The organism is Streptomyces avicenniae (genome assembly GCF_000719135.1).
GTDB lineage: Bacteria > Actinomycetota > Actinomycetes > Streptomycetales > Streptomycetaceae > Streptomyces > Streptomyces avicenniae.
In genome coordinates this window covers 195,832-219,047 of record NZ_JOEK01000001.1, presented here as the reverse complement: position 1 = coordinate 219,047, position 23,216 = coordinate 195,832, and the positions used below count along the sequence as shown (strand labels likewise).

The following is a 23,216-nucleotide window of genomic DNA, read 5'->3' as shown; positions in this document are numbered from 1 at the left end:
TGTCGCCTCGGGAGGAGGCGGACGTGGGGGCGCCCGCCCCCGGGCGCCCGTTTTCGGGCGGTGGTGTCCGGGCGATGGCGTCCGGGCGGTGGCGTCCGGGCGTCCGTTCAGGGCGCGCCGGTGGCGGTCGCCCGCAGTGCCGCGTTGCGGGCGGCGATGGCGGCCCAGGTGGTCGGCAGCATGCGTTCGCGACCGCCGTGGACACGGCTCTGGGCGCGCGTGACGTACGGCCGTTGCCTGGTCTCGTACCGCGCGAACGCGGCGGAGTGGTCCGTGCCGCACCGGTCGAGTTCCTCGGCGAGGATGCGGGCGCCGGTGAGCGCGAGCGAGGTGCCGCGGCCGGACAGGAAGGCCGGGCAGTACCCGGCGTCCCCGACGAGGACGACGCGGCCCCGGTGCCAGGTGGGCAGGTGGATCTGGCTCGCGGAGGTGAGGTAGAAGCCGGGATCGGCGCGGGCCGCGTCCAGCAGTTCGGGGATGCGCCACGAACGGTGGCCCGCGAAGGCGTCGATGAGGATCTTCTTCTGGGCGTCCGGGTCGCGGTGGTCGAGGTCGATCGGCGCGGAGCGGAACTGGAAGACCGCGACGGCCCTCCCGCCGTACCGGAAGAGGCCCGCCATCCGGCCGGGGACGTTGTGGATCGCGTTGACGCCGTCGGACCGCGCCTCGGCGGGGTGGTCGGCGAGGGCGAAGTAGACGCCGAGGAAGCGCAGATGGTCCTTCTCGGGGCCGAACACCAGTCGGCGCGTGGCGGAGTGCTGCCCGTCGGCGCCGATCACCAGGTCGTACCGCCCCGTTCCGCCGGACGCGAGACGTACGTCCACGCCGTCGCCGTCGTCGGTGAGGGCCTCGATCGCGTCGCCGAAGCGGATCGCCACGGTGGCGGGGACGGCGGCGGCGAGGATGCGGACGAGGTCTTCGCGGAGCACCTCGACGTCGTCCTCGGAGTCGTTGATCCCGGCCAGCGGCATCGGGGCCACCGGCGTGCCGTCGCCGTCAACGAACCATGTGCGCGCCGACATCAGGACCCGCCGCTCCTTGATGCGCGCGAGCAGTCCCATCCGGTCCACGGCCTCGATCGCGTCGCCGCGGATGTCGATGGGGGTGCCGGTGAGCCGGAGGTGGCGGGCGTGCTCGACCACCGTGACGTCATGGCCGCGGGTGCCCAACTCGCGGGCGGCGGCGAGCCCGGCGATCCCGGCTCCTGAGACGAGGATCTTCACGTGTGCGCTCCAGGTTCTGCCGCGGTCGGGCGCGCGGGCGGATCGGCCGCCGACGCGGCGGCCCGACGCTAAAAGAAACAGATCGTTGCTTTAAGACGGTACCCGCCACCGGCTTGCACCGCAACGGCGCACGTGACGACAATCGGCACCCGAGGAGAGAACAGGAGGTGGGCGCGGCGATGGCCGACGGGACCGCTGACCGGCCGCCCGCACGGCGGCCCGGTGGCCGCAACGCGCGAGTGAGGGAGCAGATCCTCGCCGCGACCGTCGAACTCGTGGCGCGCGACGGCATCGCGGGCTTCCGCTACGAGGAGGTCGCCGAGTCCGCCGGCGTGCACAAGACCAGCGTCTACCGCAACTGGCCCGACCGTGAGGACCTCGTGGCCGAGGCCCTGCTGCACTACGCCGAGAACCTCGCCTCGGTCGCCGACACCGGCGACCTCCACCGCGACCTGGTGGACTTCCTGGTGGCCCTCGCCGGTGGCCTGGGGACGCCGTTCGGCCAGTCGCTCGAACAGGCCATCCATCCGGCCCGCCAGAGCGCCACCGTGCAGGCGCTGTCCAAGGTCCTCGACCAGCGGGTGGCCGCCATGCGGCGGCGGGTGGACACGGCGGTCACCCGGGGTGAACTGCCGCCGATCGACAGCTCGTTCCTCGGCGAGATGATCTCAGGGCCGGTGCACCTCATCGTCAACCGTGGCATGCGGCCGTTCACGCGGGCCGACGCGGAGCGCATCGTCGGCGTGGTGCTCGCCGGGATCAGGAGCACGGCGCCGCGCGTCTGAGCGGGCGCCCGTCACACGGTGTCGTCCGGGTCGGGGTCGGGGCCGGGGCCGGGATCGACGAGGGTCGCCCGGGAGGCCAGGGCGCGGGCTGCGTCGGCGAAGAACTGCTCGTCGGCGTCGGGGGCGAGGCCGAGGACCACGCCCTGCGTGAGGCCGACGAACAGCGCCCTGAGCGCGGTGACCAGGCGTGCGGCCTGACGCGGCGTCACGGCGCCCCCGTCGTGCGATCTGCCGGTGAACAGCGCGACCAGGCGGGTCTCCTGCTCCCGGACGGTCGCGGCGAACCGCGCGCCGCGCCCGGTGTCGTGCAGGGCCATGTCCAGCAGGGTGATCTGGAGGGACAGGGCGGCTGCCGCCGTGGGGGCGTCCGCGCTCCGGCGGTAGTGGCGGGCGAAGGACTCGACCGCCGTCAGGAGGTCCGCACCCGCGGGGATCGCCCGCGCGATCTCGTCGTGGTGCGGGCGCAGACGGTCGTCGATGAGGGCGGCCAGGAGGCCGTCCTTGCTGCCGAACAGCGAGTACACGGCGCCGGTCGTCAGACCCGCCTGCGCGGCGATCACGTCGAGCTTGGCGCGGTGGCCCTCGCGGGAGACCACGTGGAAGGCGGCGTCCAGCAGGGCGCGGCGGTTGCGTTCCTTGGCCTCCGCCCGCGTCATTCTCATAATTCCATTATCGCAGTAAGCGAGTTACGGTGGCGGGACAGACCTCGGGGAGGACGCTCATGACGCGGGCCCAGGCTCCGGCGGCATCGGCGACGCACCGGTCGGCGGGGATCGTCGCCGACGGCGTCTTCAAGACGGTGCTCGGCGCCGCCTGTCTCGTCGGCGCCGTCCCGCTCGGCGAACTGCTCGGCGTACCGGGCTGGATGACGGCCCTCTCCGGCGTCGTCCTGCTGATCGCCGGCGGGATCGGGATCGCGTACATGCGCAGCCGCTCGATCGGCACCTACCTGCGGCTGATGATCGCGTACGACAGCGGCTGGGCGCTGGCGGCGCTGGTCGGCCTCGTGGTGGCCTGGCGGGGAGGCGAGGCCGGGGGCGAGGTGTGGGTCGGCTACCAGACGGTCGCCCCCCTGGTCTTCGCCGCGCTGCTGATCACCGCGGACCCGGCGCTCCCGCGTACGCGTTCCGAGTACTCGGCGCGCTGACGCCCCGGCTGGCGGCGGTCAGCGGCCCGCCAGTTCCTCGACGATCGGGGCGCACGCCTCCGCGTCGTTCAGGAGGAACGAGCTGATGCCGAGGTGTTCGCGGAGGTCGAGGAACTTGCGCGTCAGCTGGGCGACCGAGCCGATGAAGACGTGGGGTGAGTCGAGGACCTCGTCGGGGGTGAGCCGGGTGCCGGTGCGGCGGCGGAGGTCGTCGGCGCGCCTGGTGGCCTCGCCCTTGGCGTCGTTCGTGACGACGACGGGGCCGCCGGTCGGGTAGCAGTTCAGCTCAAGTCCGGGGAAGCGGTCGCCCGCCGCGTCGCGGATCCAGCCGACCTTCTCCTCGGTGGCGGGGAGGGTGATGCTCCGCGCGTCGATGACCGGCAGGCCGTCGGCGTCCTTCCCGATCCGGGGCGCGAGGCCGACGATCTGCGCCTCCTCGGCGGCCAGTGTCAGCAGGCGTTTCCCTCCGCCGCCGATGAACAGCGGCGGGTGCGGGCGCTGGACGGGCTTCGGCTGCGCGTCGTAGCCGGTGATCGTCCAGTGCGCTCCGTCGAAGGAGAACTCCTCGTCGGCGAAACAGCCCTTGAGGACCTGGATCGCCTCGGTGAGCTTGGCGACCCGTGTGCCGACGGGCTCGAACGGGAGGCCGATCGCGTCGTGTTCCGGCTTGTTCCAGCCCGCGCCGAGGCCGATCTCCAGGCGTCCGCCGGAGAGCCGGTCCAGCGTGGCGAGGTCTTGGGCGAGGACGGCGGGGTGGCGCAGGTTGACGTTGAACACGAAGGTGCCGACGCGGAGTTTGTCGGTGGCCGCGGCGGCTGCGGTGAGGAGAGGGACGGGCGCGTACTGGGCGAGGAGGTGGTCGGGACACATCAGGGCGCTGTAGCCGATCGACTCCACGCGACGCGCGAACGCGGCGAGGCGCGGGCCGTCGTGCAGTTCGCCGACCGAGGTGAGGAAGCGGAAGGGACGCATCGCGTCATCGTGCCCAAGTCACGGCGGGACCGCCAGGGGCTGACCCCGGCGACGAGCAGATCGACCGGCGCTTGCCCCCGGCCCCGACCCCGTGGAGAGGCGGAAGCTCTCTCGGACGCTGTCGGAGCGGGTGTCGATCCCCGGGGCGGCGCCATGGCTGCGGTGAATGTGCGGGCCTGCGAGAATCCGCGCCACGGGGAGATCAAGGCGGTCTGCGACTCATGTCAGCATGTGCTCGACCGGTTCGGCGTCAGCGGAGAACCCACGCAGGTGGTCGGACGGCACGGAACGGGCGCTCCGGGCCGCCGGTCGGGTCGAGGGACGGCAGGTGGACACGGCGCCTCGGGAGGAAGCGCTCGAACAGCACGGCGGTTTCCGGATCCACGAGGCGGCGCGGAGTTTTCTGCGCGAGTTCTGAGGTCTCGAAGTGGAACGCGCCCCGGCCATGAAGGCTCTCGGGCGCACCCCGTTCCGGCTCGATCCGATGGCGGCCGAGTGGGACGGCGAGATCTTCGAGGACCTCGGCGACCAGGCGGGCTTCCCTCTCTACCCCGTCGGAGCCACCGACCACGGGAACTTCCATCCGGGAATGGCGCCGCACGGCGCCGTGTACTCCGGCCTGGACCATGTCCAGCTCGTGGCGGAGACGCCGGACGCCGCGCTCGAAAGCCTGGTGGAGGTCACGCCGCACGGCGCGACGTCGTCGGCCGCGAACGTGGGTGTTCGCGTTCGCCGCGATCTCGTCCCAGGTGTCGCCCCAGCCGTTCCGCCGACCAGTACTGCCTCACGGGAGTGACCTGATGATGGATGAGGCCGGGCCCGAGCGCTGGGCGCCCAAGACCGAGCGCGTACTCAGGGAAGCGGGGTGGACCCCGGAACGGCGTGTTTCCACGGAGGAGTGGGAGAAGACGCTCAGGGAGAGCGACGCGTTCGAGATCCATGACGCGGCGCGGGACTTCCTCCGCGAGTTCGGCGGCCTGTCCTTCGACGCGTCGGGAGAGGGCGTCACGATGGCGATCGCGCCGTTCGCGATCGATCCGCTCGAAGGGCAGTGGGAGGCGGACATCTACGAGTCCATGAGCGAGGAAACGGGGACGAATCTGTACCCCATCGGCGTGATGGCCCGGCGGGACCTCTTCCTGGGCATGGCCGAGGACGGCGCGGTCTACTGCGGACGCGACAGTGTGGGACGGTTCGCGGAGAGTGGCGACCAGGCCTTGGACAAACTCATCGTCGGGTACCGGTGAGTTCGCGGCCTGACCGGCGGTCGTGACGGCCGCGTGGTGCCGGGGCCACCGGAGGACCGGGCCACGGAGGGGTGTGACCCGGCCCTGTCGTCCGTCCGTCCGTCCGGACGGACGGACGGACGCGCGTCACCAGCCGCCGTCGATGCGGAGGGCGGAGCCGGTGATGTAGTTCGCGAGGGGGCTGGCGAGGAACGTGATGAGGTCGGCGTACTCGCGCGGTTCGCCGGTGCGGCCGACGTCGTTGGCCGCGAACGGGGTGTTCTCGTTCGCCGCGATCTCGTCCCAGGTGTCGCCCCAGCCGTTCCGCCGCCCGAGGTCGGTCAGCATCTTCTTGACCGAGGGGACGAGGATGCCGCCCGCCACGATGGCGTTCGACGTGACGCCCGTGTGCCGCAGCTCGCGCGCCAGGGACTTGGCCAGGTTGGTGCGCGCGGCGTTGGCGGCGGCGTAGTGCGGCTGGGAGGTCTGCGGCAGCTCGCCGGTGACGCTGCTGACCTGGATGACGCGCCCCCAGCCGCGTTCCCGCATGCCGGGGACGAGGCGCTGGATCATGCGGACACCGGAGAGGACGTTGGTGTTGTAGAGGGCGGCCCAGTGCTCCGGGGTGGCGGTGGACCAGTCCAGGGACATGTCGTAGGTGCCGACGTTGTTGACCAGGATGTCGATCGGGCCGTCGGCGAGGGCGGCGGCGGCCACCGCGTCGGCGCCCGCGTCGGTGCCGAGGTCGCCCACGGCGGTCGCGGCCGTGCCGCCCGCCGCGCGGATCGCCTCGGCGACGGCCGCGGTCCTGGCCTCGTCGCGGCCGTGGACGACGACGGACGCGCCCTCGGCCGCCAGCACCCTGGCGGTCTCCTCGCCGAGCCCGCTGCTCGATCCCGTGACGAGCGCCCGCTTGCCGTCGAGCTGGAGTTGCATCGCACGCTTCCTTCCGTAGGCCCGGCGCTCCGCCGGGACGAGCCCCACGATGCGGCGAAAAAAGTGGACCGGCAAGTCCAGAAACCCGGCGGTACAGTGGACCGACCGGTCCAGTCCGAGGGGAGCACCGATGGAACGCGTTCTGACCCGCAAGGGCGAGGCCACGCGGGCGCGCATCGTCGCCGGGGCCGCCGAGGTCCTGCGGGAGCGCGGCCCGAGCGTCACCACGCTGGACGACGTCCGTCTGCGCACCGGCACGAGCAAGAGCCAGCTCTTCCACTACTTCCCCGGCGGCAAGGACGACCTCCTCCTCGCCGTCGCGCGCTACGAGGGCAGCCGCGTCCTGGAGGACCAGCAGCCGCACCTCGGCTGCCTCGACACCTGGGACGCCTGGTACCGCTGGCGCGACGCCGTCGTCGAGCGCTACCGCGCCCAGGGCGACACCTGCCCCCTCGGCTCGCTGTACGCCCAGATCGGCCGCTCCACGCCGGGCGCGCGGGCCGTCGTCGTCCAGCTCCTCGCCGAGTGGCAGGAGCACCTGGCCACCGGCATCCGCGCGCTGCGCGACGGCGGGCGGCTGCCCGCGTCGATCGACGTGGACCAGGCCGCCGCCGCGCTGCTGGCGGCCATCCAGGGCGGCGTGTCGATCATGCTGTCCACCGGCCGCATCACCCACCTTGAGGCGGCGCTCGACTGGCACATCGCGCAGCTCAGGTCCGCGGGAGAGGATCTACCGGGACGAATGGTCGAGTAGGTTGAGGACTCGGTGGGGGCGCACCATTCTGCTGACATGTCCCTCGCATCTCCTCTGCTCCAGACCTCACTTGAACGCGCGCACGCCCACGAGTGGGCGTTGGTGGACGTCGAGACCTCCGGCCTGATCGCGCGCCGGGACCGGGTCCTTTCCGTGGCCGTGGTCACGCTCGGGCCCGACGGCACCGTGGCCGAGGAGTTCTCGACACTGCTGGACCCGGGTTGTGACCCCGGGCCCGTGCACATCCACGGGCTGACACGGGAGAGGCTGCGGGGCTCGCCCACGTTCGACCAGGTCGCGGGGCGGATGGCGGCGATGCTGGAGGGGCGCGTGCTGGTCGCGCACAACGCCCAGTTCGACTACGACTTCCTGGCGCATGAGTTCGCGCGCGCCCGCTCCTGGTTGCCGGTGACCCGGCGGCTGTGCACCCTGGCGCTCAACCGGCGTGTCGATCCCCCGACGGACGACCTGCGGCTGGGCACGCTTGCCGCGTACTACGGCGTTCCGCAGGTCAAGGCACACGACGCGCTGGACGACACACGCGTACTGGCGGGGATCCTCCGGGCGACGTTGGACGAGGCCGCGCGTCTCGGCGTCCCGCTCCCCCTTGTCGATTGCCCGCCCCGGCAGGACGCGCGGTTCATGCCGCAACCGCCCAAGTCCCCGTGCGCGTACCGCAATCCGGGCCGCCTGCTGCCCGGCGCGCCACTGGTGCAGGGCATGAAGGTCGCGATCACCGGCTGGACCGAGACGGCCCGCGCCGAACTGGTCGGACGGTCCGTCGCCGCCGGGCTGAACGTGGTGACCTCGGTCAGCGGGCTGACCAGCGCCTTGGTCAGCAACGAGCCTGCCTCGGCGTCCGGGAAGGCACGGCGTGCGGCGGAGTGCGGAGTGCCCGTCCTCGACGAGGCGACGTTCGTACGGCTGCTGGGTGACGTGCGCCCAGGGGTGCCGCACGAGCGGTCGGGCGACTCGCCGGTCAGCGGGACGCGGGACGTACGGGACACGGTCGTCCCGGCGGAGAGGCCGCTGGCCGGGCGGCGGGTGCTGGTCCTGGGCGGCGGCCATACCGAGGCCGTGGCCGTCCGCGGGCGGGTCGTCGAGCTGGGCGGAGCCGCTGCGGTCAACGTGTCCGCGAGCGTCACCGACGTCGTCTCGCTCCCCGGCGGCGACGCCGACCGGCGTATGGGCCGGATCGCCTCTCGGGGCATCCCCGTCCACGACGCCGCCTGGCTCGACGCGCCGGGCCCGCGCGCGCACGCGCGCCGGGAGGCTCCCGGGGTGGTACCGCGCGGTGGTGTGGTGGACCTTCCGGGCGACCAGGTGCGAGAGGCGCCCTGGACGGTGACGGCCACCTGGGCGCAGGGGACGGCATGCGCGATCGATGTCGTCGCCTTCGTGGTCGATGAGGAGGAACACGTCGCGTTCGACGAGGACTTCGTCTTCTACGGCGCGCCGGAGAATCCGGGCGGGACCGTGCGGCTTTTCGGCGACGGCCCGACGGAACAGACCGTGAGCGTGAGCCTGGCGACGCTGCCTCCCTCGGCGCACAAGGTGGTGATCGCCGCCGCCATCGACGGCACGGCCACGTTCGGCGACGTCGGAGCCGTCGAGATCTCCGCCGGTCCCGGCACGAGCGCCACGCCGCTGGTGCGCTCGACGCTCGACGCGGCGACCACGGAACGCACCCTGGTCCTGGCCGAGTTGTACCGGCGTGGGCCGGTGTGGCGCCTGCGCGCCGTCGGCCAGGGTTACGACCACGGGCTGGCCGATCTCGCGCGTGGCTACGGCGTGGACATCGAGGACTGATCACGGCGGGCCTGACCCGGGATGGGCCGGGCCCGCCGTGGCGGGGGTCAGGGGAGGCGGATGAGGCGGATCGCGTCGGCGATGACGAACCCGCCCGCGTCATTGCTGAGTTGGACGGTGGTCACGAGCCCGGCGGTGAGCGTGAACGTGCCGAGCGACGCCCAGGTGCCGCCCCGGGCGTCGGGCGTCCCGGCGGCCCGCTGGTCCACGCGGACGGTCGTGCTGCCGTTCGCGTGCGTCACGGTGTACGGCGCGTCCGGGGCGCGGTTGGCGTGCGGGGCGTAGGAGTACTCGATCCGGTAGCTGCCCGTGCCGGGGACGACGGGCCGCCAGCGGACGACGCTGCCGCCCGTACCGGCGGGCGCCGTGCGGTAGTTGCCGCCCCAGAAGCCCGGGGTGCCGGTGGCGGGCGACCAGGTGCCGCTCACCACCTGGTAGCCGAGCGCGTCGTTGTCCACGACGACCTCCTCGCGCACGTCCGGCGCGTGCGGCGCGCGGACGAGGCCGAGGGCGTCGGCCGCCAGGACGAGGCCGCCGCCGCGTCCTGTGGCGGAGACCGTGAGGTCGAGGGTGTGCGCGCCGCCGGTGAGGGCGACGGTGCCGAGGTAGGCGATGTCGTACCCGTCGGCGTTCTCGCGGGTGGTGTCGATGACGGCCGTACGGGGCCGCGCGCCGTCCACGGTGACCGTGACCGACGCCCCCTGCGCGCCCCGGTGGTAGCGCAGCCACAGCTGGTGGTTCCCCGGCTCGTCGGGGGTGAAGGTGTGGCGCAGCCGGGCCCCGGTGGCCGACGCGGTGAGGACGGCGCGCGCCCCGCCGCGCGCCAGGGGGTCGGCGACGGTGGTGAACGTCCCGCCGGTCGCCTGGCCGCCGGTGGCGAGCGGTATCAACTGCTCGGTGCGGCCGGGGCCTTCTGCGAGGGAGTCCCGGCCCTGGGTGAGCCAGTCGAGGGAGAAGCGGGCGACGTTGACCTTGCGCGGGGCGCTGGCGATGTCGCCCTCGCAGCCGTAGAGCATGACGATCGTGCCGTCGGACAGGCGCGCCAGGTCGGAGTAGTAGGAGCGGTTGGCGTTGACGACGCGGCTGTACGGGTACGAGTGGCCCTCGTCGTAGCTGACGGAGACGGTCATGTTGGCGCGGACGGGCGAGTCGGGGCGGCTGAAGAGGATGCGGCTCGGCTCCGTGCTGCCGGGGCCGCCGGTGTAGCGGGCGAGGGAGGCGTCCACCGCGTTGAACGTGCCGGTCGCGCCGTCGAGCGCGGGCGGGGCCCAGGTCAGGCCGCGGTCGGCGCTGACGGCGACGATGCGCTGCCGGTTGCCGCCCGCCGCCGAGCGGCCGTTGACGACGACGGTGCCGTCCGTGCGCTGGAAGAGCCGGGCCTCGTTGATCGGGTAGTCCACGGAGACGGGGATCTCGCCCGCCGCCTGCCAGGTGGCGCCGTGGTCGTCGCTGTAGATCGTGGAGACGCCGTAGAAGCGTTCGGCGACGGTGTTGCCCACGATGACGCGGCGGTGGGCGCAGTTGAGGAGGAGGCGTCCGGTGTCGAGCTGGATGCCGTGGCCGGGCCCGGGGCCGTGGAGCGCCCAGTCGTAGGGGAAGTGCTCGAACATGCCGGACAGCGCGGTGGGTGTGCTCCAGGTGACTCCGGCGTCGTCGCTGGAGATCATCCACAGGTCGCCGATGTCGCCCGAGCAGGAGGTGTTCTCCGGCAGGCGGAGCGAGAGCATGTAGAAGCAGAAGACGGTGCCGGTGTCGCGGTCGGCGAGGAGGGCGGGGTTGCCCCAGGAGGCGCCGTCCTCGGAGGCGACGAGGGTCTGGGTGGGGCCCCAGGTGTCGCCGCCGTCCGTGCTGCGGCGCAGGAGGAGGTCGCGGGGGCCCGCGTCGCAGACCTCGTGGCGGCCTTCGGTGACGGCGAGGACGGTGTCGTCGGGGAGGACGGTCAGGGCGTGGACGTGGTAGTTCTCCAGCGGGTCCGTCGCGGAGTCCCACAGGGTCGTCTCGTGGAAGAAGGCCGCGGCCCCGGCACCGGCCGCGCGCCGGGTCGGGGTCACGGGCGCGGGTGCGGCGAATGCCTGCGGGTGCGGGCCGAGCGCGGCGGCGGCGGAGGCTCCGGCGACGCCGAGGGCGAACGTTCTGCGGCTGAGGCGGGCATGCGGGATCGGCTCTGATGTCGGCATGGTTCTCCCCTGCTGTGCGGCAAGACGGTGCGGGCGGTCGGGGGCTGGGGCGGGGTCGGGGCGGTCAGGGTCGGATCAGGTGCTCCTCGTGCGGCGCGAGGAGCGCGAGGAGGCGGTCGCGTTCGTCGGGGGTGCAGGGCGTGAACGGCGCGGCGACGTGCGGGGTGCACAGGCCGCGCGCCGTGAGGACCGTCTTCACGGCGGGTACGCCCGGCCGGACGGTGTGCAGTGCGAGGAGCGCGTCGAGGGAGTGCTGGGCCCGTTCGGCGTCTTCGGGGCGCCCGTTTTCGTGCGCTCGGAAGAGGGCGACCGCGAGGCGTGGCGCGAGGTTGGCGATGCCGGGCACGATGCCGTCCGCGCCGAGGCGCAGGGCGGCGAGCGCCTGGTGCTCGGCGCCCTGGCTGACGCCGAAGCCGGGGCGCCGCCGCGCGGCGGCGATCAGGTGGGTGAGCAGGTCGGTGTCGCCCGAGCTGTCCTTGGCGCCGACGACGTGCGGCAGCCGCGTGAGGTCGTCGAGGAGCGCCGGGGTCAGCGGGTTGCTGTAGCGCGGGGCGTTGTAGGCGACGACGGGGGCGCCGACGCCTTCGAGCGCCGCGTAGTGGGCGAGGATCTCGTCGGGCCTGTGGTGGAAGTAGATCGGCGGGCTGAGGACGAGGGCGTCGGGCCCGGCGGGCAGCACCGCGTCGGCGCGCGCGAGGACGTCGGCGGTGCCGGCGGCCGTCACGTTGACGAGGACGGGGCCGTCGCCCGTGAGGTCGCGCCAGCGGTCACGGACGCCCCGGACGAAGTCGGTCAGCTCCCGGCCGGGCGGCAGCAGCGGGCCCTCGCCGTTGCTGCCGAGCAGCATCAGCGCCCGCGCCCCGGCCGCGGCCAGCGCGCCGAGCAGCGGGTACGCGCCCTCGGCGGACGGGACGCCCGGCCGGGACATGGGCGTGACGAGGGGGACCATGACGCCCGCGAGCAGGCGGCGGCCGTCCACGGCGGGCGGCGGCGGGGTGGCGGACGGCGGGGTGGCGTGCGGGGGCATCAGTAACCTTCGATCCGGGGCCAGTCCAGCTCGACGCCGTCCTTGACCAGCTCGCCCTGGAAGTCGGCGAGCAGCGCGGGGCTCTCCTGCACCTGGCCGGGTTCGAGGCCCAGCTCCAGGCAGTGCGCGGCCAGCGCCCCCGCGGCCTCGCCGACGTTCCACTCGACGGGGTGGAGGCGGTAGCAGCCGTTGGTGATGTGGGTGGTGCCGATGTTCTTGCCAGCGGGAAGCAGGTTGCGCAGCCGTACGGGCAGCAGCGCGCCGAGCGGTATGCGGAACGGGGAGCTGGCGACGTCGATGTACGTGTCGCCGCCCGTCGAGGGGTGCAGGTCGATGCGGTACATGCCGACGCCGACGCTGTCGGGGTAGGCGACCGCGCCCGCCGCGCCGCGCACCGTCAGCGACAGGTCCTGCTCCACCACGCGCGTCCGCGCGACGATGCGGCGCGACTCGCGGATGTACGGGGCCTTGGCCAGGCCGTCCGTGGTGCCGAGCACGTCGCCGCGCAGCCGCAGCCCCGGCCAGCCGGTGCCGCCGTCGGGCCTGGGCGCCTCGGTCTGGAGCCAGTAGAGCATGCTCATGCTCAGCTCCCTCGACCCGGCGAGGTGCCGGTCGCGCTCCGCGTCGTCCACGCCGATCAGCGGCCCCGGCAGGTAGTCGATCATCGGCCAGTTGACGATCGTCACGTCGCTGCGCGCGAACCCGGGCCGCAGCACGGAGCGGGCCAACACCCGCCGGAACGCCCACAGTTCCTTGTCCCCCGGGTCCTTGCTCTGGTCGGCGACGACCGGCCCCGAGTCGGCGTTGGGGACGAAGTCGCGCTGCACGGTCTCCAGCGTGCGCGGGTCGGGGGCGGTGAGGCTGAGGAGCGGCCCCGGCCAGCCGGGCGGCTGGTAGCGGGCCCAGTCGGCGTACCCGGCGGGGCGGTCGATGGTGTGGTCCTCGCCCTCGACGTGATCGACGGCGAACACCCAGGAGAACGCCTGCATGTTGGCGGGCTGCGCCTCGTCGGGGGCGCTGGGCTCGCCGGTGTCGTGCCGGGACTCGAAGCCGGTGACGTGCTCGGTGCCGGTCAGCGGCAGGAGGTCGCCGAGCTCGGTGGCGTCCAGGACGTAGGGGGCGGTGAGGGTGAGCCGGTCGCCGCCCGGGCCCTCGACCACGACGGCCCGCACCCGGTCGCCGTCCACCTCGGCGCCGACCGGCCGGTGCCCGTACAGGACGCGCAGCCGCCCGGCGGACGTCCAGGGCGCGACCAGCGCGTGCACGACGGCGGCGGCGACGCGGGGCTCGTGGCACAGGCGGGAGACGCGGCCCTCGCCCGGGTTGAGGTCGCGGCGTGCCCTGGCCTCCTCGGTCAGCGGGTACCAGGTGCGGTAGTGGTCGCGGATGGCGTCGCGCAGCGCGCGGTAGCTGCGGGTGGCGCCGAACTGCTCGATCCAGGCGTGCTCGTCGGGCGGCACGCCCTGGCTGGTGAGCTGGCCGCCGAGCCAGTCGGTCTCCTCGGTGAGCAGCACGGTCCTGCCTCTGCGCAGCGCGGCGAGCGCGGCGGCGACACCGCCGAGACCTCCTCCGACGATCAGGATGTCGGCGGTCGGCGCCGTGTTCGTGCTCACGTACGGGTCCTCATCTCTCGTGTCCTTGCGGCGTGGGGGTTCGTGGGCGCGCGGTCAGGCGCGCGGCAGGCGGAAGGGCAGGGGCGCGCCGCGCACGGTCAGCCGCAGCGGCGGGCCGCCGTCCGGGGGCGTGACGGCGAGGTCGCCGTGGCCGTGGGCGGTGCCGGTGACGTGGTCCGCGTCGCGGACGTACCCGGTGACGACGACGCCGGGCGCGGCGCGCAGCAGCTCGCCGCCGTCGAGGGTGACGGTGAGGGCGTCGTCGTCGGCGTGGACGGACAGGCGGCCCTCGCCCAGGGGCAGGCCGGTGAGCGCGGCGGCCTCACCGGGGTGGGCGAAGCGCCAGCCGTCCTCGCGGGCGTCGGCCAGTTCGCCGAAGGCGAGGAGCGCGAGGAGGCCGCCCCAGGCCATCAGCCCGTCGGAGCGGGCGGGCAGGCCGGTCAGGTTCTCGCCGCTGTGCGCCGGGTAGTTCTCGCGGACGTGGCTGTGCTCGTGCCACTCCGTCAGGAACAGGCGCAGCAGGGCGCGGACGACGGCGCGGCTGTGGTCCGTCAGCCCGCTGCGGCGCAGGCCCTCGACGGCGAGGTAGGCCATCGGGGCCCAGATCCGGCCGCGCCAGTACGTCGCGGCGAACGCGGGGTCGTCGCGCGCGGTGCTGGGGAGGGGGCGGTCGCCGCCGAGGACGCCGGGCTCCAGCAGGGCGTCGGCCAGGGCGGCGGCGCGCCCGGGGTCGGGGAGCCCGGCGAGCAGCGGGTAGAGGAGGGTGGGCGAGACGTGCGGGTCGTGGGTGCCGTCGGCCGTGAGGTTGCGGTAGCCGCCCTGTTCGGCGGACCACAGCAGGGCGTCGGCGCGGGTGCGGGCGTCGGCGGCCTCGGCGCGCAGGCGGGCGGCGGTGTCGTGGGCGGCGAGGACGTCGGCGAGCGCGGCGAGGGCGTCGGCGTCGGCGATGTGCAGGGCGTTGAGCCCGGCGTCGGCGAGGTCCATGCAGTGGGTCGCCGGGTCGTAGGCGGCGTGGTCGTACATCGGCGAGTCGTCCAGGCCGGATTCGCGCTTGGCGCGGTCGAGGGTGGCGGACTCGGGGTCGCCCGCGATCGGGTCGGAGCCCCAGGCGAGGAGGCCGTGCGGGCCGCGCCTGGCGGTGTGCCACCAGTCGTGCCAGGCGAGGAGGGCGGGGAAGGTCTCGCGGACGAGGCGCCGGTCGCGCGTGGCGTCGGACAGGCCGCCGGCCAGGTAGGCCTTCAGCACGGTGAGGGCGCCCACCGGCGGTTGCGAGCGGTCGTCGGTGCGGCCACGGTCGTCGGAGACGCGGTTGGGGATCATCCCGCTGTCGGTGGCGTGCGGCAGGATCTGGGTGAAGACGCCCCGGGCGTAGTCGCGGTCCACGGTGGAGGCGGCGAGGCCGGTGAAGAACGTGTCCCAGGCGTGCAGGGCCCAGCTGCCGTAGAAGCCGCGCCGCTCGGTGGAGACGAAGTCGCGGGACGTCGGGGTGAGGACGCGGCCGAGGGCGGGGACGTGGATGACGTTCCAGGTCAGCGCGCGGGTGAGGGCGTCGGCCGAGTCGTCCAGCCAGCCGCCGGAGTGCGGGAGTTCGGCGTCGGCGCGGGCGCGGCGGTCGGCGAGGACGCCGGGGGTGTCGGCGGCGCCGCCAGGGGTGCCGTCGGGGGCGATGCGCAGGTCGGTGTCGCCGGGGGCGCAGCGCCAGGCCAGCGCGCCGGGGACGGCGAGGGGCCGCGCGGTGGGCGGCACGTCGATCCGCCAGCGGACGCCCCCGGCCTCGACCACCTCCGTGGGGGCGCCGTCGAAGCCGTCGAGGACGACCACGGCCTCGCCCGCGCATTCGAGCCGCGCGTGCAGCCTGTCGCCCGGCCCTCCGGCCAGCAGCAGGCCGAGCGTGTGGCCCTCGGCGCGGACGCGGGCCTCGGCGTACGCGCCGTCGAGGCTGTGCGGGCCGAGGCGCACCAGGCCGTCGCGCCAGGTGAAACCGTCCGTCACCGGCCCGTCCGGGGCCAGCACGCCGAAGCGGACGCGCAGCCCCGACGGCAGGTGGCTCATGCCGGTGTGGACGCGGACGTCCCAGGTGTTCCAGCCCACGGGGGCGGGGGCGTGGGGGAGGTCTTCGTGGCTCATGCGGGGAAGTCCCTTGTCGTGCCGGTCTGTTCGGGTGTGCCGTCGTCGAGGTCGAGTGCGGCGTCGAGGAGCGCCCGGGTGTACTCGTGCCGCGGCGCGCTCATCACGTCACCCGCCGGGCCCTCCTCCACGACCTCGCCGCGCCGCATCACGGCGACGCGGTCGGCGATCTGGTGGACGACGCCGAGGTCGTGCGAGATGAAGAGGAGGGCGAGCTTCCGCTCGCGCCGCAGGTCGTCCAGCAGCCGCAGGATCTGCGCCTGCACCGAGACGTCCAGCGCGGACACCGCCTCGTCGCAGACGAGCAGCCGCGGCGAGACCGCCAGGGCCCGCGCGATGCTGACGCGCTGGCACTGGCCGCCCGACAGGTCGCCCGCGCGCCGGGACGCGGTGGACGCGTCGAGGCCCACGTCGGCGAGCAGCCGGTGCAGCGCCTCCGCGCGGTCGCCGCCCGGGGCGGCCGAGGGATGGGTGCGCCACGCCTCGCCGATGACGGCGGCGACCGTCATGCGCGGGTTCAGCGACGACCTCGGGTCCTGGAACACCATCTGGACGGCGCGCTGGAGCGCGGCGGGCCGCCGTCCGACCGGGCCGAGCGGCTGCCCGTCGAAGTGGACGCCGCCCCCGTCCGGCCTGATCAGCCCGGCCACGCAGCGCGCCACCGTCGTCTTGCCCGAGCCCGACTCGCCGACCAGGCCGAGCGTCTCCTCGGGCGCGACGGTGAGGCTGACGCCGTCCACGGCGCGGAAGGCGCCACGGCGGCGCCCGTACGTGACGCGCAGGTCGCGCACGTCGAGCAGGGCGGTCACGATCCGAGCACCTCCTCGGCGAAGTGGCAGGCGCTGCGCCGCCCGTCCGCGACGGCGCGCGGGGCGGGCACCTCCGTGCGGCACCGTTCGCGGGCCAGCGGGCAGCGCGGGTGGAACGGGCAGCCCGACGGGCGCGCGGCCGGGGTGGCGGGCGCGCCGGGCAGCGGGTCGGCGAGCGCCGTACGGGTACGGACGGCGGGCACGCTGGCGACGAGCGCGCGGGTGTAGGGGTGCGCCGGGCGGCGCAGGACCTCGCGGGCCGGGCCCTGTTCCGCGACGCGCCCCGCGTACATGACGACGACGCGCTCGGCGACGTGCGACACCACCCGCAGGTCGTGGCTGACGAGCAGCATCGACAGGCCCTCGGCCCGCTGCACCGAGCGCAGCAGCGCGAGGATGCGCGCCTGCACGGTGACGTCGAGGGCGGTCGTCGGCTCGTCGGCCAGCAGCAGCGAGGGGTTGCCCGACAGGGCCATGGCGATGACGGCGCGCTGCCGCAGGCCGCCGGAGAACTCGTGCGGGTACGCGCGCATGCGGCGTTCCGGCTCGGGTATCCCGGCGCGGTCGAGGAGGTCGATGACGCGGCGGCGCACCTCGGCGCGCGACAGCCCGTCGCGGCGCGGGATCTCGCCGACCTGGCGGCCGATGCGCTGGGTCGGGTTGAGGGCGGCCAGCGGGTCCTGGAAGACCATGGCGATCTGCCGTCCGCGTACCCGCCGCAGGTGGGCGGCGTCGGCGGTGAGCAGGTCGGTGCCGCGCCACACGACCCCTCCCGTGGTGGTGGCGCCCTCGGGGAGCAGGCCCATGAGGGCGCCCGCCGTCATGCTCTTGCCGCTGCCGGACTCGCCGATCAGGCCGACGGTGGTGGCGGGCGGCACGTCGAACGAGACGCCGTCGAGGACGCGGACCCGGCCGCCGGGGTGCGGCAGGGTGACGGTCAGGTCGGTGACGGTCAGCGCGGACGCCTCGCGCGCCGCCGCGTCACCGGCCGTGGCCGCGCGGGCGGTCGCGGCGCGGGTCACGAGCCGCCGTCCGTGACGGTCGAGAAGTCGGGGAGGCCGCTGGGGTCGGGGGTGAAGCCCTCCAGGTCGGCGTTCCAGGCGTAGGCGATGCTGACGGTCATCGGGTACATGCCGACCGCGTCGTTCCAGATGATCTCGCTGGCCTGGCCGTACAGGTCGGTGCGCTCCGCCTCGTCGGCGCTGCCGCCCGCGCGGGCGAGGAGGTCGTCCAGCTCCGGGTTGCAGTAGCCGGTGCGGGCGGCGTCGCAGGTGTAGAGGCGGCCGAGGTTGCTCGCGGCGTCGAACGTCGGGGTGGCGAGCTGCTGGAAGTTGATGTCCCAGTTGAGGGCGAGGAGGTCCTCGGTGAAGACGGCCTGCTCCTTCTCCAGCGGCTCGACCCGGACGCCGATCTCCTCCAGGTCGGAGGCGACCGCCTGGAGGAACGGGCGGAACTCGGCGTTGGCGAACTGGAGGCGCAGCGTCTGCGAGAAGTCGAACCCGGCGTCCTCCAGGGCCGCGCGCGCCGCCTCGGGGTCGAAGGCGACGGGCTCCTGCGGGGCGTGCCCGAGGACGACGGGGGTGACGGGCGCGGTGGCCGGCTCGCCCGTCTCCGGGTACAGCTGCTCGATGATCGTCGCGAAGTCCACGGCCTGCCACAGCGCGCGGCGCACGGCGGCGTCCTCCAGGGCGGGCACCGAGGAGTTGAACCACATGGTGAACTCGGCGGTGCTCGGGACCGTCTCGACGGTGAGGCCGTCGTCGCCCTCCAGGACGCCGAGCTGGTCGTCGGGGATGCCCCAGACGACGTCCACCTCGCCGGTGCGCAGCGCGGTGAGGCGGGCGGAGAGTTCGGGGATGTTGCGGACGACGACGCGGTCGGTCGCCGGGGTGTCGCCGAAGTAGTCGGGGTTGGGGGCGAGTTCGAGGGTCTCGCCCGGGGTGAAGCCGTCCACGGTGAACGGGCCTGAGCCGACCGGGTCGTTGAAGAACGCGGTGTCGTCGGCGGCGATGCCGGAAGGGAGCACGTAGAAGAGGACGAGCTTGCCGGGGATCGACGCGTCGGGCGCGGGCGTCGTGAGGACGACCTCGGTGTCGGACGCGGCGGTCATCGTGGCCTCGGGGAAGTTGCCCGCGTTCGGCCCGTTCAGCTCCATCATGCGGTCGAAGGAGGCGACGACGTCCTCGGCGGTCAGCGGCGAGCCGTCGCTGAACGTCACGCCGTCGCGCAGGGTGAACGTCCAGGCGGTGACGTCGGCGTTCGGCTCCCAGGACTCGGCGAGGTCGCCGGTCAGCGTGCCGTCGGGGGCGGGCTTCACGAGGCGGCTGAAGAGGGCCTGGCCCGCGAACTGGGTGCCGGTGGAGGCGCCCTGGGCGCCGTGCGGGTCGAGGCTCTCGATGGGGTACGTGCCCGCGGCGGTCAGCTCGCCCGTGCCGCCGCCGCCCGCGCCCTCGGTGTCGCCGCCGCTGGTCGTGGTCGAGCAGGCGGCGAGCACGGCGACGCCCGCCAGGGCGGCGGCCAGGCCGGTGAACCGCCCGGTTCTCCGTTCGCTGCTGTCGTTCATGGGTGTTTCTCCTGTCGCGCTGGTGCGGTGGTGCGGAGGGGTGGTCAGGCGGACCGGCGTCCGTGCCGGTGCCGGGCGGTGAGTTGGTCGCCGAGGATGCCGACGCTGATGATGAGGAGGGAGAGCGCGACGCCGGGGAGCGTGGAGATCCACCAGGCGGTCTCCAGGTACTCCTTGCCGCTCGCGATCGTCTGGCCCCAGGAGGGGGTGTCGGCGGGGAGGCCGATGCCGAGGAAGCTGAGGCCCGCCTCGGCCAGGACGACGAGGGCGAATTCCAGCGTGGCCATGGCGACGACGGGCCCCACCGTGAACGGGAGGACGTGGCGGCGCAGGATCTCCCGTCCTGGCACGCCCATCACCCGCGCGGCGTCCACCCACGGGCGTTCGCGCAGGGACAGGGCCACGCCGCGCGTGACGCGGGCGAAGGCGATCCAGCCCGTCGCCGACAGCGCGACGACCACCAGCAGCAGGCTGCGGTCGAAGGCCCCGGCGATGACGATCGCCAGCAGGATGGCGGGGAAGGCGAGCAGGACGTCGAAGACGCGGGCCAGCACGGCGTCCACCCAGCCCCGCGCGTACCCGGCGATCGCGCCGAGGGTGACGCCGACCAGGCAGGACAGGCCGACGGTGGCGGCGCCGATGAGGACGGACGTGCGGGCGCCGTGGACGATCTGGCCGAGCACGTCGCGGCCGAGGCCGTCCGTGCCGAGCCAGGCGGTCGAGCCGTCGGCCGTCGTGGAACCGGGCGACAACAGCCGGTCCTCCAGCGGCGTGTGGACCGGGTCGTACGGCACGAGCAGCGGGCCGATCAGGGCCACCAGGACGTACAGGGCGACGACGGCGCAGGGGATGAGCGTCGCGGCGCGGCGCCCGGGGCGGCGGGCGGTGCTCGTGCCCGGCCCGGTCACGGCCGGGGAGACGGCCGCCGCGGCGGCCTCGTGTCCTGTCGGGGGAGCGGTCATGCCGCGGCCTCCATCCGTATGCGCGGGTCGAGCTGCGCGCACAGCAGGTCGGCCACGAGGTTGAGCACGGTGACGGCGCCCGCGATCAGCAGCGTGACGCCCTGGACGACGGCGTAGTCGCGGTTGGCCACGGCGTCCACGACGAGGGAGCCGAGCCCCGGCCAGGCGAAGACGTTCTCGACGATCACCGCGCCGCCGAGCAGCGCGCCCATCTGGAGGCCGACGATCGTGACGACCGGCACCAGGGAGTTGCGCAGGGCGTGGCCGAGGAGGATCTGGGGTTCGGTCAGGCCCTTCGAGCGGGCGGTGACGACGTACGGCTCGCGCATCGTCTCGGTGACGCTGCTGCGGGCGAGGCGGGCGACGATCGCGATGAACGGAAGCGCCATCGTCAGGGCGGGCAGCACCATGTGCTGCGGTGTGCCGACGCCCGAGCTGGGGAGGAGGCGCAGCGTGAGGGCGAAGAGGAGGACGCCCATGATGCCGACCCAGAAGGTGGGGAACGACTGGAGCGCGATGGTCACGGCCGACACGACGCGGTCGGTCCTGCCGCCGGGGCGCGCGCCCGCGAGGAGGCCGAGGAGCAGACCGGCGACGACGGCGACCGTGGTGGCGGTGAGGGTGAGTTCGAGGGTGGCGGGGAAACGTTCCAGCACCGCGTCCATCGCCGGGCGGCCGAGCCGGTGCGACTCGCCGAAGTCGAGCCGCAGGACGTCGCCGAGGTAGGTGACGTACTGCTCGTGGAGCGGGCGGTCGAGGCCCAGCGTCGCGTGGAGCTGCCGTATCTGCTCGCGGTCGGCGTCGGGGCCGAGCAGGACGGACGCCGGGTCGCCGGGCGCCGCGCGGACGATGAGGAAGATCAGGGACGCGGCGCCCCACATGACGAACACGCCGATGAGCAGCCGCTTCACGACCATGCGGATCATGACCGCTCCCCTGGCACGGGCGGGGTGACGGGCGGGCCGATCGTGTCGCCTGCGACGAACGCGCAGGGCACCGAGAGCTGCCGGGGCGCGGACGCCGGGTCGTCCAGCAGCTCGATCAGGAGGCCGACCGCCTCGCGCGCCATGCGGGCGCGGGGCAGGGAGTAGCGGGTCCAGTCGCGCAGTTCCGGCGTCCAGGACGGCGGGTCGCCGAGGAGGGCGAGCGAGAGGTCGTCGGGGAAGCGCAGGCCGCCGGACCTGGCGGCGTCCTCAAGGGCCTCGACGAGGCGCGTGTCCTCGGTGGGTTCGACGAGGAGGGCCGTCGCGCCGTGGCGGTCGGCCCAGGCCCGCAGGTGGTCGGCCGACAGGTCGGCGGGGTCGGTCAGGGTCTCGATCAGGACGTGGTCGGCGGGGAGTCCGGCCTCGGCGATCCCGCGCCGGTAGCCGCTCTCGCGGTCACGGGTGGGCTCGGAGTCGCCGGGGGCGCGCAGGTGGAGGATGCGGCGGTGGCCGAGCCGGACGAGTGCGGCGACGAGGTCGGCGGTCGCCGTCACGTAGTCGGCGGCGACGTAGGACAGTTCGCCGTCGTCCACCTCGCGGCGGCCGATGAAGACGAAGGGGAAGTCCTCGCGGATCAGCGCCGCCAGCTCGGCCCGCCGGACGCTGCGGCCGAGGAGGACGCAACCGTCCGCGATCTTCAGCCGGTTGGCGCCGCCCGCGTAGATCGACCGGTCACCTGCGGACGTCACCGAGCTGAACAGCAGCAGGTCGTAGCCCTGCGCGGCCGTCTCCTCCTCGACGCCGAGGAGGAACGGGTAGTAGAAATCGCGCTGGTCGGTCGGGAAGACCGGCTCGAACGTATACAACCCGAGCAGCCGGTTGCGTCCGCCCTTCAGGCTGCGGGCCGCGACGTTGGCCGAGTAGCCGAGCTGCCGCGCCGCCGCAAGGACGGCCAGGCGCGTCGGCTCGGGTATCTGGTCGCTCGCCGCTCCACCGCTGATGACCAGGGACACCGTCGCCTGGGACACCCCGGCGTGCCGGGCGATGTCCACCTGGGTCGGCCGCCGTCGGCGTGGGGAGTGGGCCACGTCGCCCCCTCTCTAATACGTATTAGCTGAACGCCGTTGACGCTACTCGGATGTTTCGGACAACGTCAAGGGTCCTGAACCCGTGACCTGATTCGCCATCCCCGTGCCCGGCCGAGCCATGGACCGGGGCGCGCGCGGCGCACGACGATCGGGGGTACCGGCCGGTCCTCCGCACCCGGCCACGACCCGCAGGGAGCACCCCGTGCAGCTCGCGTCCGCGACAACCGAATCCCTCACGTCCCGCTACGCCAGGGACGGCTTCGTCGTCCTCGAAGGCGTACTGGACCGCCCCGAGATCGACGGCCTGCTCGCCGAGGCCGTCGCCATCTGCCGCGGCGAACGCGGCCCGATCGAGGGCGCGCAGGCCGCCGGCGTGCGCCCGGACGACACCGACGACGAGGTGCTGCGCCGCTTCCTGTGCGTGCACTACCCGCACAAGCTGTCCCAGCTGATGCGTGACACCATCAGCCATCCGGCGATCGTCGATCCGCTGACGCAGGTCATCGGGCCCAACGTGAAGGCGATGCAGTCGATGCTGTTCATCAAGTCCGAGGGCCGCCCAGGACAGGCGTGGCACCAGGACGAGGGGTTCATCCCCACGCGCGACCGCTCGCTGACCGCCGCCTGGATCGCGCTCGACGACGCGACGACGGAGAACGGCTGCCTGTGGGTCGTCCCCGGCTCGCACCGGCCCGGCGTCCTCTACCCCGACCGCGAGCACGACGACCCGCGCTACGACTGCACCGTGGAGTCGTACGGCTTCCCCTGGAGCGAGGAGGACGCGGTGCCGGTCGAGATCGCGGCGGGCTCCGTCCTCCTCTTCAACGGCTACCTGCTGCACAAGTCGCTGCCCAACTCCGGCCGCCACGGCTGCCGTCGGGCCCTCGTCGGCCACTACATGAGCGCCGAGTCGCTGCTGCCCTGGGCTGCGCCCGAGCCGGGTGTGGGGATGGCGCGCGCGGACTTCCGCGATATCGTCCTGGTCTCCGGGCGCGACCCGTACGGCTGGAAGGGCACGGACGAGGTGCGCCGCCCGCGTGTCCGGCCCGACAGGGCCGGTGGCTGCGACAGGTGA

The 23,216-nt window shown here is 74.0% G+C and carries 21 protein-coding genes; 7 read left to right on the top strand and 14 right to left on the bottom strand.

Translation table 11 applies throughout. The features are described 5' to 3' along the window. Positions 1-107: 107 nt before the first annotated feature. On the bottom strand, positions 108-1,223 hold the full coding sequence (locus IF27_RS01010) for an FAD-dependent monooxygenase (protein WP_052847301.1): 1,116 nt from the start codon (positions 1,221-1,223) through the stop codon (positions 108-110). Positions 1,224-1,462: 239 nt separating this feature from the next. Here IF27_RS01010 and IF27_RS01005 point away from each other — a divergent pair, with 239 nt between their 5' ends. Beyond that, the gene (locus tag IF27_RS01005) at positions 1,463-2,008 is read left to right on the top strand and encodes a TetR/AcrR family transcriptional regulator (RefSeq protein WP_223290860.1); all 546 of its coding nucleotides are present in this window, start codon (positions 1,463-1,465) and stop codon (positions 2,006-2,008) included. 11 nt (positions 2,009-2,019) lie between these two features. On the opposite strand, the gene IF27_RS01000 is transcribed toward IF27_RS01005, so the two are convergent. Then, positions 2,020-2,664 (bottom strand): TetR/AcrR family transcriptional regulator, encoded by a 645-nt coding sequence (locus IF27_RS01000; protein ID WP_052847300.1) that lies wholly within the window; start codon positions 2,662-2,664, stop codon positions 2,020-2,022. A gap of 65 nt (positions 2,665-2,729) precedes the next feature. Here IF27_RS01000 and IF27_RS00995 point away from each other — a divergent pair, with 65 nt between their 5' ends. Then, positions 2,730-3,155, top strand: a complete 426-nt coding sequence (locus IF27_RS00995; protein ID WP_052847299.1) for a hypothetical protein — start codon at positions 2,730-2,732, stop codon at positions 3,153-3,155. A gap of 18 nt (positions 3,156-3,173) precedes the next feature. Here IF27_RS00995 and IF27_RS00990 read toward each other — a convergent pair whose 3' ends face one another. Continuing rightward, entirely contained in the window at positions 3,174-4,127 is a 954-nt protein-coding gene (locus IF27_RS00990; protein ID WP_052847298.1) for a TIGR03621 family F420-dependent LLM class oxidoreductase, read from the bottom strand. 427 nt (positions 4,128-4,554) lie between these two features. Between IF27_RS00990 and IF27_RS31985 the strand changes: the two genes are divergently transcribed. Continuing rightward, positions 4,555-4,923 (top strand): SUKH-3 domain-containing protein, encoded by a 369-nt coding sequence (locus IF27_RS31985; protein WP_190232748.1) that lies wholly within the window; start codon positions 4,555-4,557, stop codon positions 4,921-4,923. Between the two features lie 4 nt (positions 4,924-4,927). After that, a complete protein-coding gene (locus IF27_RS00980; protein ID WP_052847296.1) occupies positions 4,928-5,374 on the top strand; it encodes an SUKH-3 domain-containing protein in 447 nt (148 codons plus the stop codon). Between the two features lie 126 nt (positions 5,375-5,500). Here IF27_RS00980 and IF27_RS00975 read toward each other — a convergent pair whose 3' ends face one another. Next, positions 5,501-6,289 (bottom strand): SDR family NAD(P)-dependent oxidoreductase, encoded by a 789-nt coding sequence (locus IF27_RS00975; RefSeq protein WP_052847295.1) that lies wholly within the window; start codon positions 6,287-6,289, stop codon positions 5,501-5,503. A 130-nt stretch (positions 6,290-6,419) separates the two neighbouring features. On the opposite strand from IF27_RS00975, the gene IF27_RS00970 reads away from it, so the two are divergent. Both IF27_RS00970 and IF27_RS00965 read left to right on the top strand, forming a co-directional pair. Continuing rightward, positions 6,420-7,043: a TetR/AcrR family transcriptional regulator gene (locus tag IF27_RS00970; protein WP_052847294.1), complete on the top strand. Its 624-nt coding sequence runs from the start codon at positions 6,420-6,422 to the stop codon at positions 7,041-7,043. 36 nt (positions 7,044-7,079) lie between these two features. Next, positions 7,080-8,852, top strand: coding sequence for a TerD family protein (locus IF27_RS00965; RefSeq protein ID WP_052847293.1), 1,773 nt, complete (start codon positions 7,080-7,082; stop codon positions 8,850-8,852). A gap of 47 nt (positions 8,853-8,899) precedes the next feature. Here IF27_RS00965 and IF27_RS00960 read toward each other — a convergent pair whose 3' ends face one another. The 10 genes from IF27_RS00960 to IF27_RS00915 all read right to left on the bottom strand — a co-directional run bounded on the left by IF27_RS00960 (position 8,900) and on the right by IF27_RS00915 (position 22,141). Continuing rightward, positions 8,900-11,029, bottom strand: coding sequence for a golvesin C-terminal-like domain-containing protein (locus tag IF27_RS00960; RefSeq protein ID WP_052847292.1), 2,130 nt, complete (start codon positions 11,027-11,029; stop codon positions 8,900-8,902). Between the two features lie 64 nt (positions 11,030-11,093). After that, positions 11,094-12,056, bottom strand: coding sequence for a dihydrodipicolinate synthase family protein (locus tag IF27_RS00955; RefSeq protein ID WP_052847291.1), 963 nt, complete (start codon positions 12,054-12,056; stop codon positions 11,094-11,096). Continuing rightward, positions 12,056-13,669, bottom strand: coding sequence for an FAD-dependent oxidoreductase (locus IF27_RS00950; protein ID WP_052847290.1), 1,614 nt, complete (start codon positions 13,667-13,669; stop codon positions 12,056-12,058). Before IF27_RS00950 ends, IF27_RS00955 begins: the two co-directional genes overlap by 1 nt. A gap of 54 nt (positions 13,670-13,723) precedes the next feature. Next, entirely contained in the window at positions 13,724-15,796 is a 2,073-nt protein-coding gene (locus IF27_RS00945) for an MGH1-like glycoside hydrolase domain-containing protein (RefSeq protein ID WP_052847289.1), read from the bottom strand. Continuing rightward, a complete protein-coding gene (locus IF27_RS00940; RefSeq protein WP_052847288.1) occupies positions 15,793-16,605 on the bottom strand; it encodes an ATP-binding cassette domain-containing protein in 813 nt (270 codons plus the stop codon). Before IF27_RS00940 ends, IF27_RS00945 begins: the two co-directional genes overlap by 4 nt. Next, entirely contained in the window at positions 16,602-17,627 is a 1,026-nt protein-coding gene (locus IF27_RS00935; RefSeq protein WP_223290859.1) for an ABC transporter ATP-binding protein, read from the bottom strand. Before IF27_RS00935 ends, IF27_RS00940 begins: the two co-directional genes overlap by 4 nt. After that, a complete protein-coding gene (locus tag IF27_RS00930) occupies positions 17,624-19,168 on the bottom strand; it encodes an ABC transporter substrate-binding protein (RefSeq protein ID WP_052847287.1) in 1,545 nt (514 codons plus the stop codon). Before IF27_RS00930 ends, IF27_RS00935 begins: the two co-directional genes overlap by 4 nt. Before the next feature lie 44 nt (positions 19,169-19,212). Further along, positions 19,213-20,130, bottom strand: coding sequence for an ABC transporter permease (locus IF27_RS00925; RefSeq protein WP_052847286.1), 918 nt, complete (start codon positions 20,128-20,130; stop codon positions 19,213-19,215). Further along, positions 20,127-21,056, bottom strand: a complete 930-nt coding sequence (locus tag IF27_RS00920; RefSeq protein WP_052847285.1) for an ABC transporter permease — start codon at positions 21,054-21,056, stop codon at positions 20,127-20,129. Before IF27_RS00920 ends, IF27_RS00925 begins: the two co-directional genes overlap by 4 nt. Then, positions 21,053-22,141, bottom strand: a complete 1,089-nt coding sequence (locus IF27_RS00915) for a LacI family DNA-binding transcriptional regulator (RefSeq protein ID WP_110945412.1) — start codon at positions 22,139-22,141, stop codon at positions 21,053-21,055. Before IF27_RS00915 ends, IF27_RS00920 begins: the two co-directional genes overlap by 4 nt. Before the next feature lie 202 nt (positions 22,142-22,343). Here IF27_RS00915 and IF27_RS00910 point away from each other — a divergent pair, with 202 nt between their 5' ends. Next, on the top strand, positions 22,344-23,216 hold the full coding sequence (locus IF27_RS00910) for a phytanoyl-CoA dioxygenase family protein (protein WP_052847283.1): 873 nt from the start codon (positions 22,344-22,346) through the stop codon (positions 23,214-23,216).

Excerpts from the sequence above, each read along its gene's own strand:
- IF27_RS00995 (WP_052847299.1), top strand. The coding sequence starts at position 2,730 with ATGACGCGGGCCCAGGCTCCGGCGGCATCGGCGACGCACCGGTCGGCG.
- IF27_RS00990 (WP_052847298.1), bottom strand. The coding sequence starts at position 4,127 with ATGCGTCCCTTCCGCTTCCTCACCTCGGTCGGCGAACTGCACGACGGC.
- IF27_RS01000 (WP_052847300.1), bottom strand. The coding sequence starts at position 2,664 with ATGACGCGGGCGGAGGCCAAGGAACGCAACCGCCGCGCCCTGCTGGAC.
- IF27_RS00970 (WP_052847294.1), top strand. The coding sequence starts at position 6,420 with ATGGAACGCGTTCTGACCCGCAAGGGCGAGGCCACGCGGGCGCGCATC.
- IF27_RS00960 (WP_052847292.1), bottom strand. The coding sequence starts at position 11,029 with ATGCCGACATCAGAGCCGATCCCGCATGCCCGCCTCAGCCGCAGAACG.
- IF27_RS00930 (WP_052847287.1), bottom strand. The coding sequence starts at position 19,168 with ATGAACGACAGCAGCGAACGGAGAACCGGGCGGTTCACCGGCCTGGCC.
- IF27_RS00945 (WP_052847289.1), bottom strand. The coding sequence starts at position 15,796 with ATGAGCCACGAAGACCTCCCCCACGCCCCCGCCCCCGTGGGCTGGAAC.
- IF27_RS00920 (WP_052847285.1), bottom strand. The coding sequence starts at position 21,056 with ATGATCCGCATGGTCGTGAAGCGGCTGCTCATCGGCGTGTTCGTCATG.
- IF27_RS00965 (WP_052847293.1), top strand. The coding sequence starts at position 7,080 with ATGTCCCTCGCATCTCCTCTGCTCCAGACCTCACTTGAACGCGCGCAC.
- IF27_RS00975 (WP_052847295.1), bottom strand. The coding sequence starts at position 6,289 with ATGCAACTCCAGCTCGACGGCAAGCGGGCGCTCGTCACGGGATCGAGC.
- IF27_RS00980 (WP_052847296.1), top strand. The coding sequence starts at position 4,928 with ATGATGGATGAGGCCGGGCCCGAGCGCTGGGCGCCCAAGACCGAGCGC.
- IF27_RS00955 (WP_052847291.1), bottom strand. The coding sequence starts at position 12,056 with ATGCCCCCGCACGCCACCCCGCCGTCCGCCACCCCGCCGCCGCCCGCC.
- IF27_RS00925 (WP_052847286.1), bottom strand. The coding sequence starts at position 20,130 with ATGACCGCTCCCCCGACAGGACACGAGGCCGCCGCGGCGGCCGTCTCC.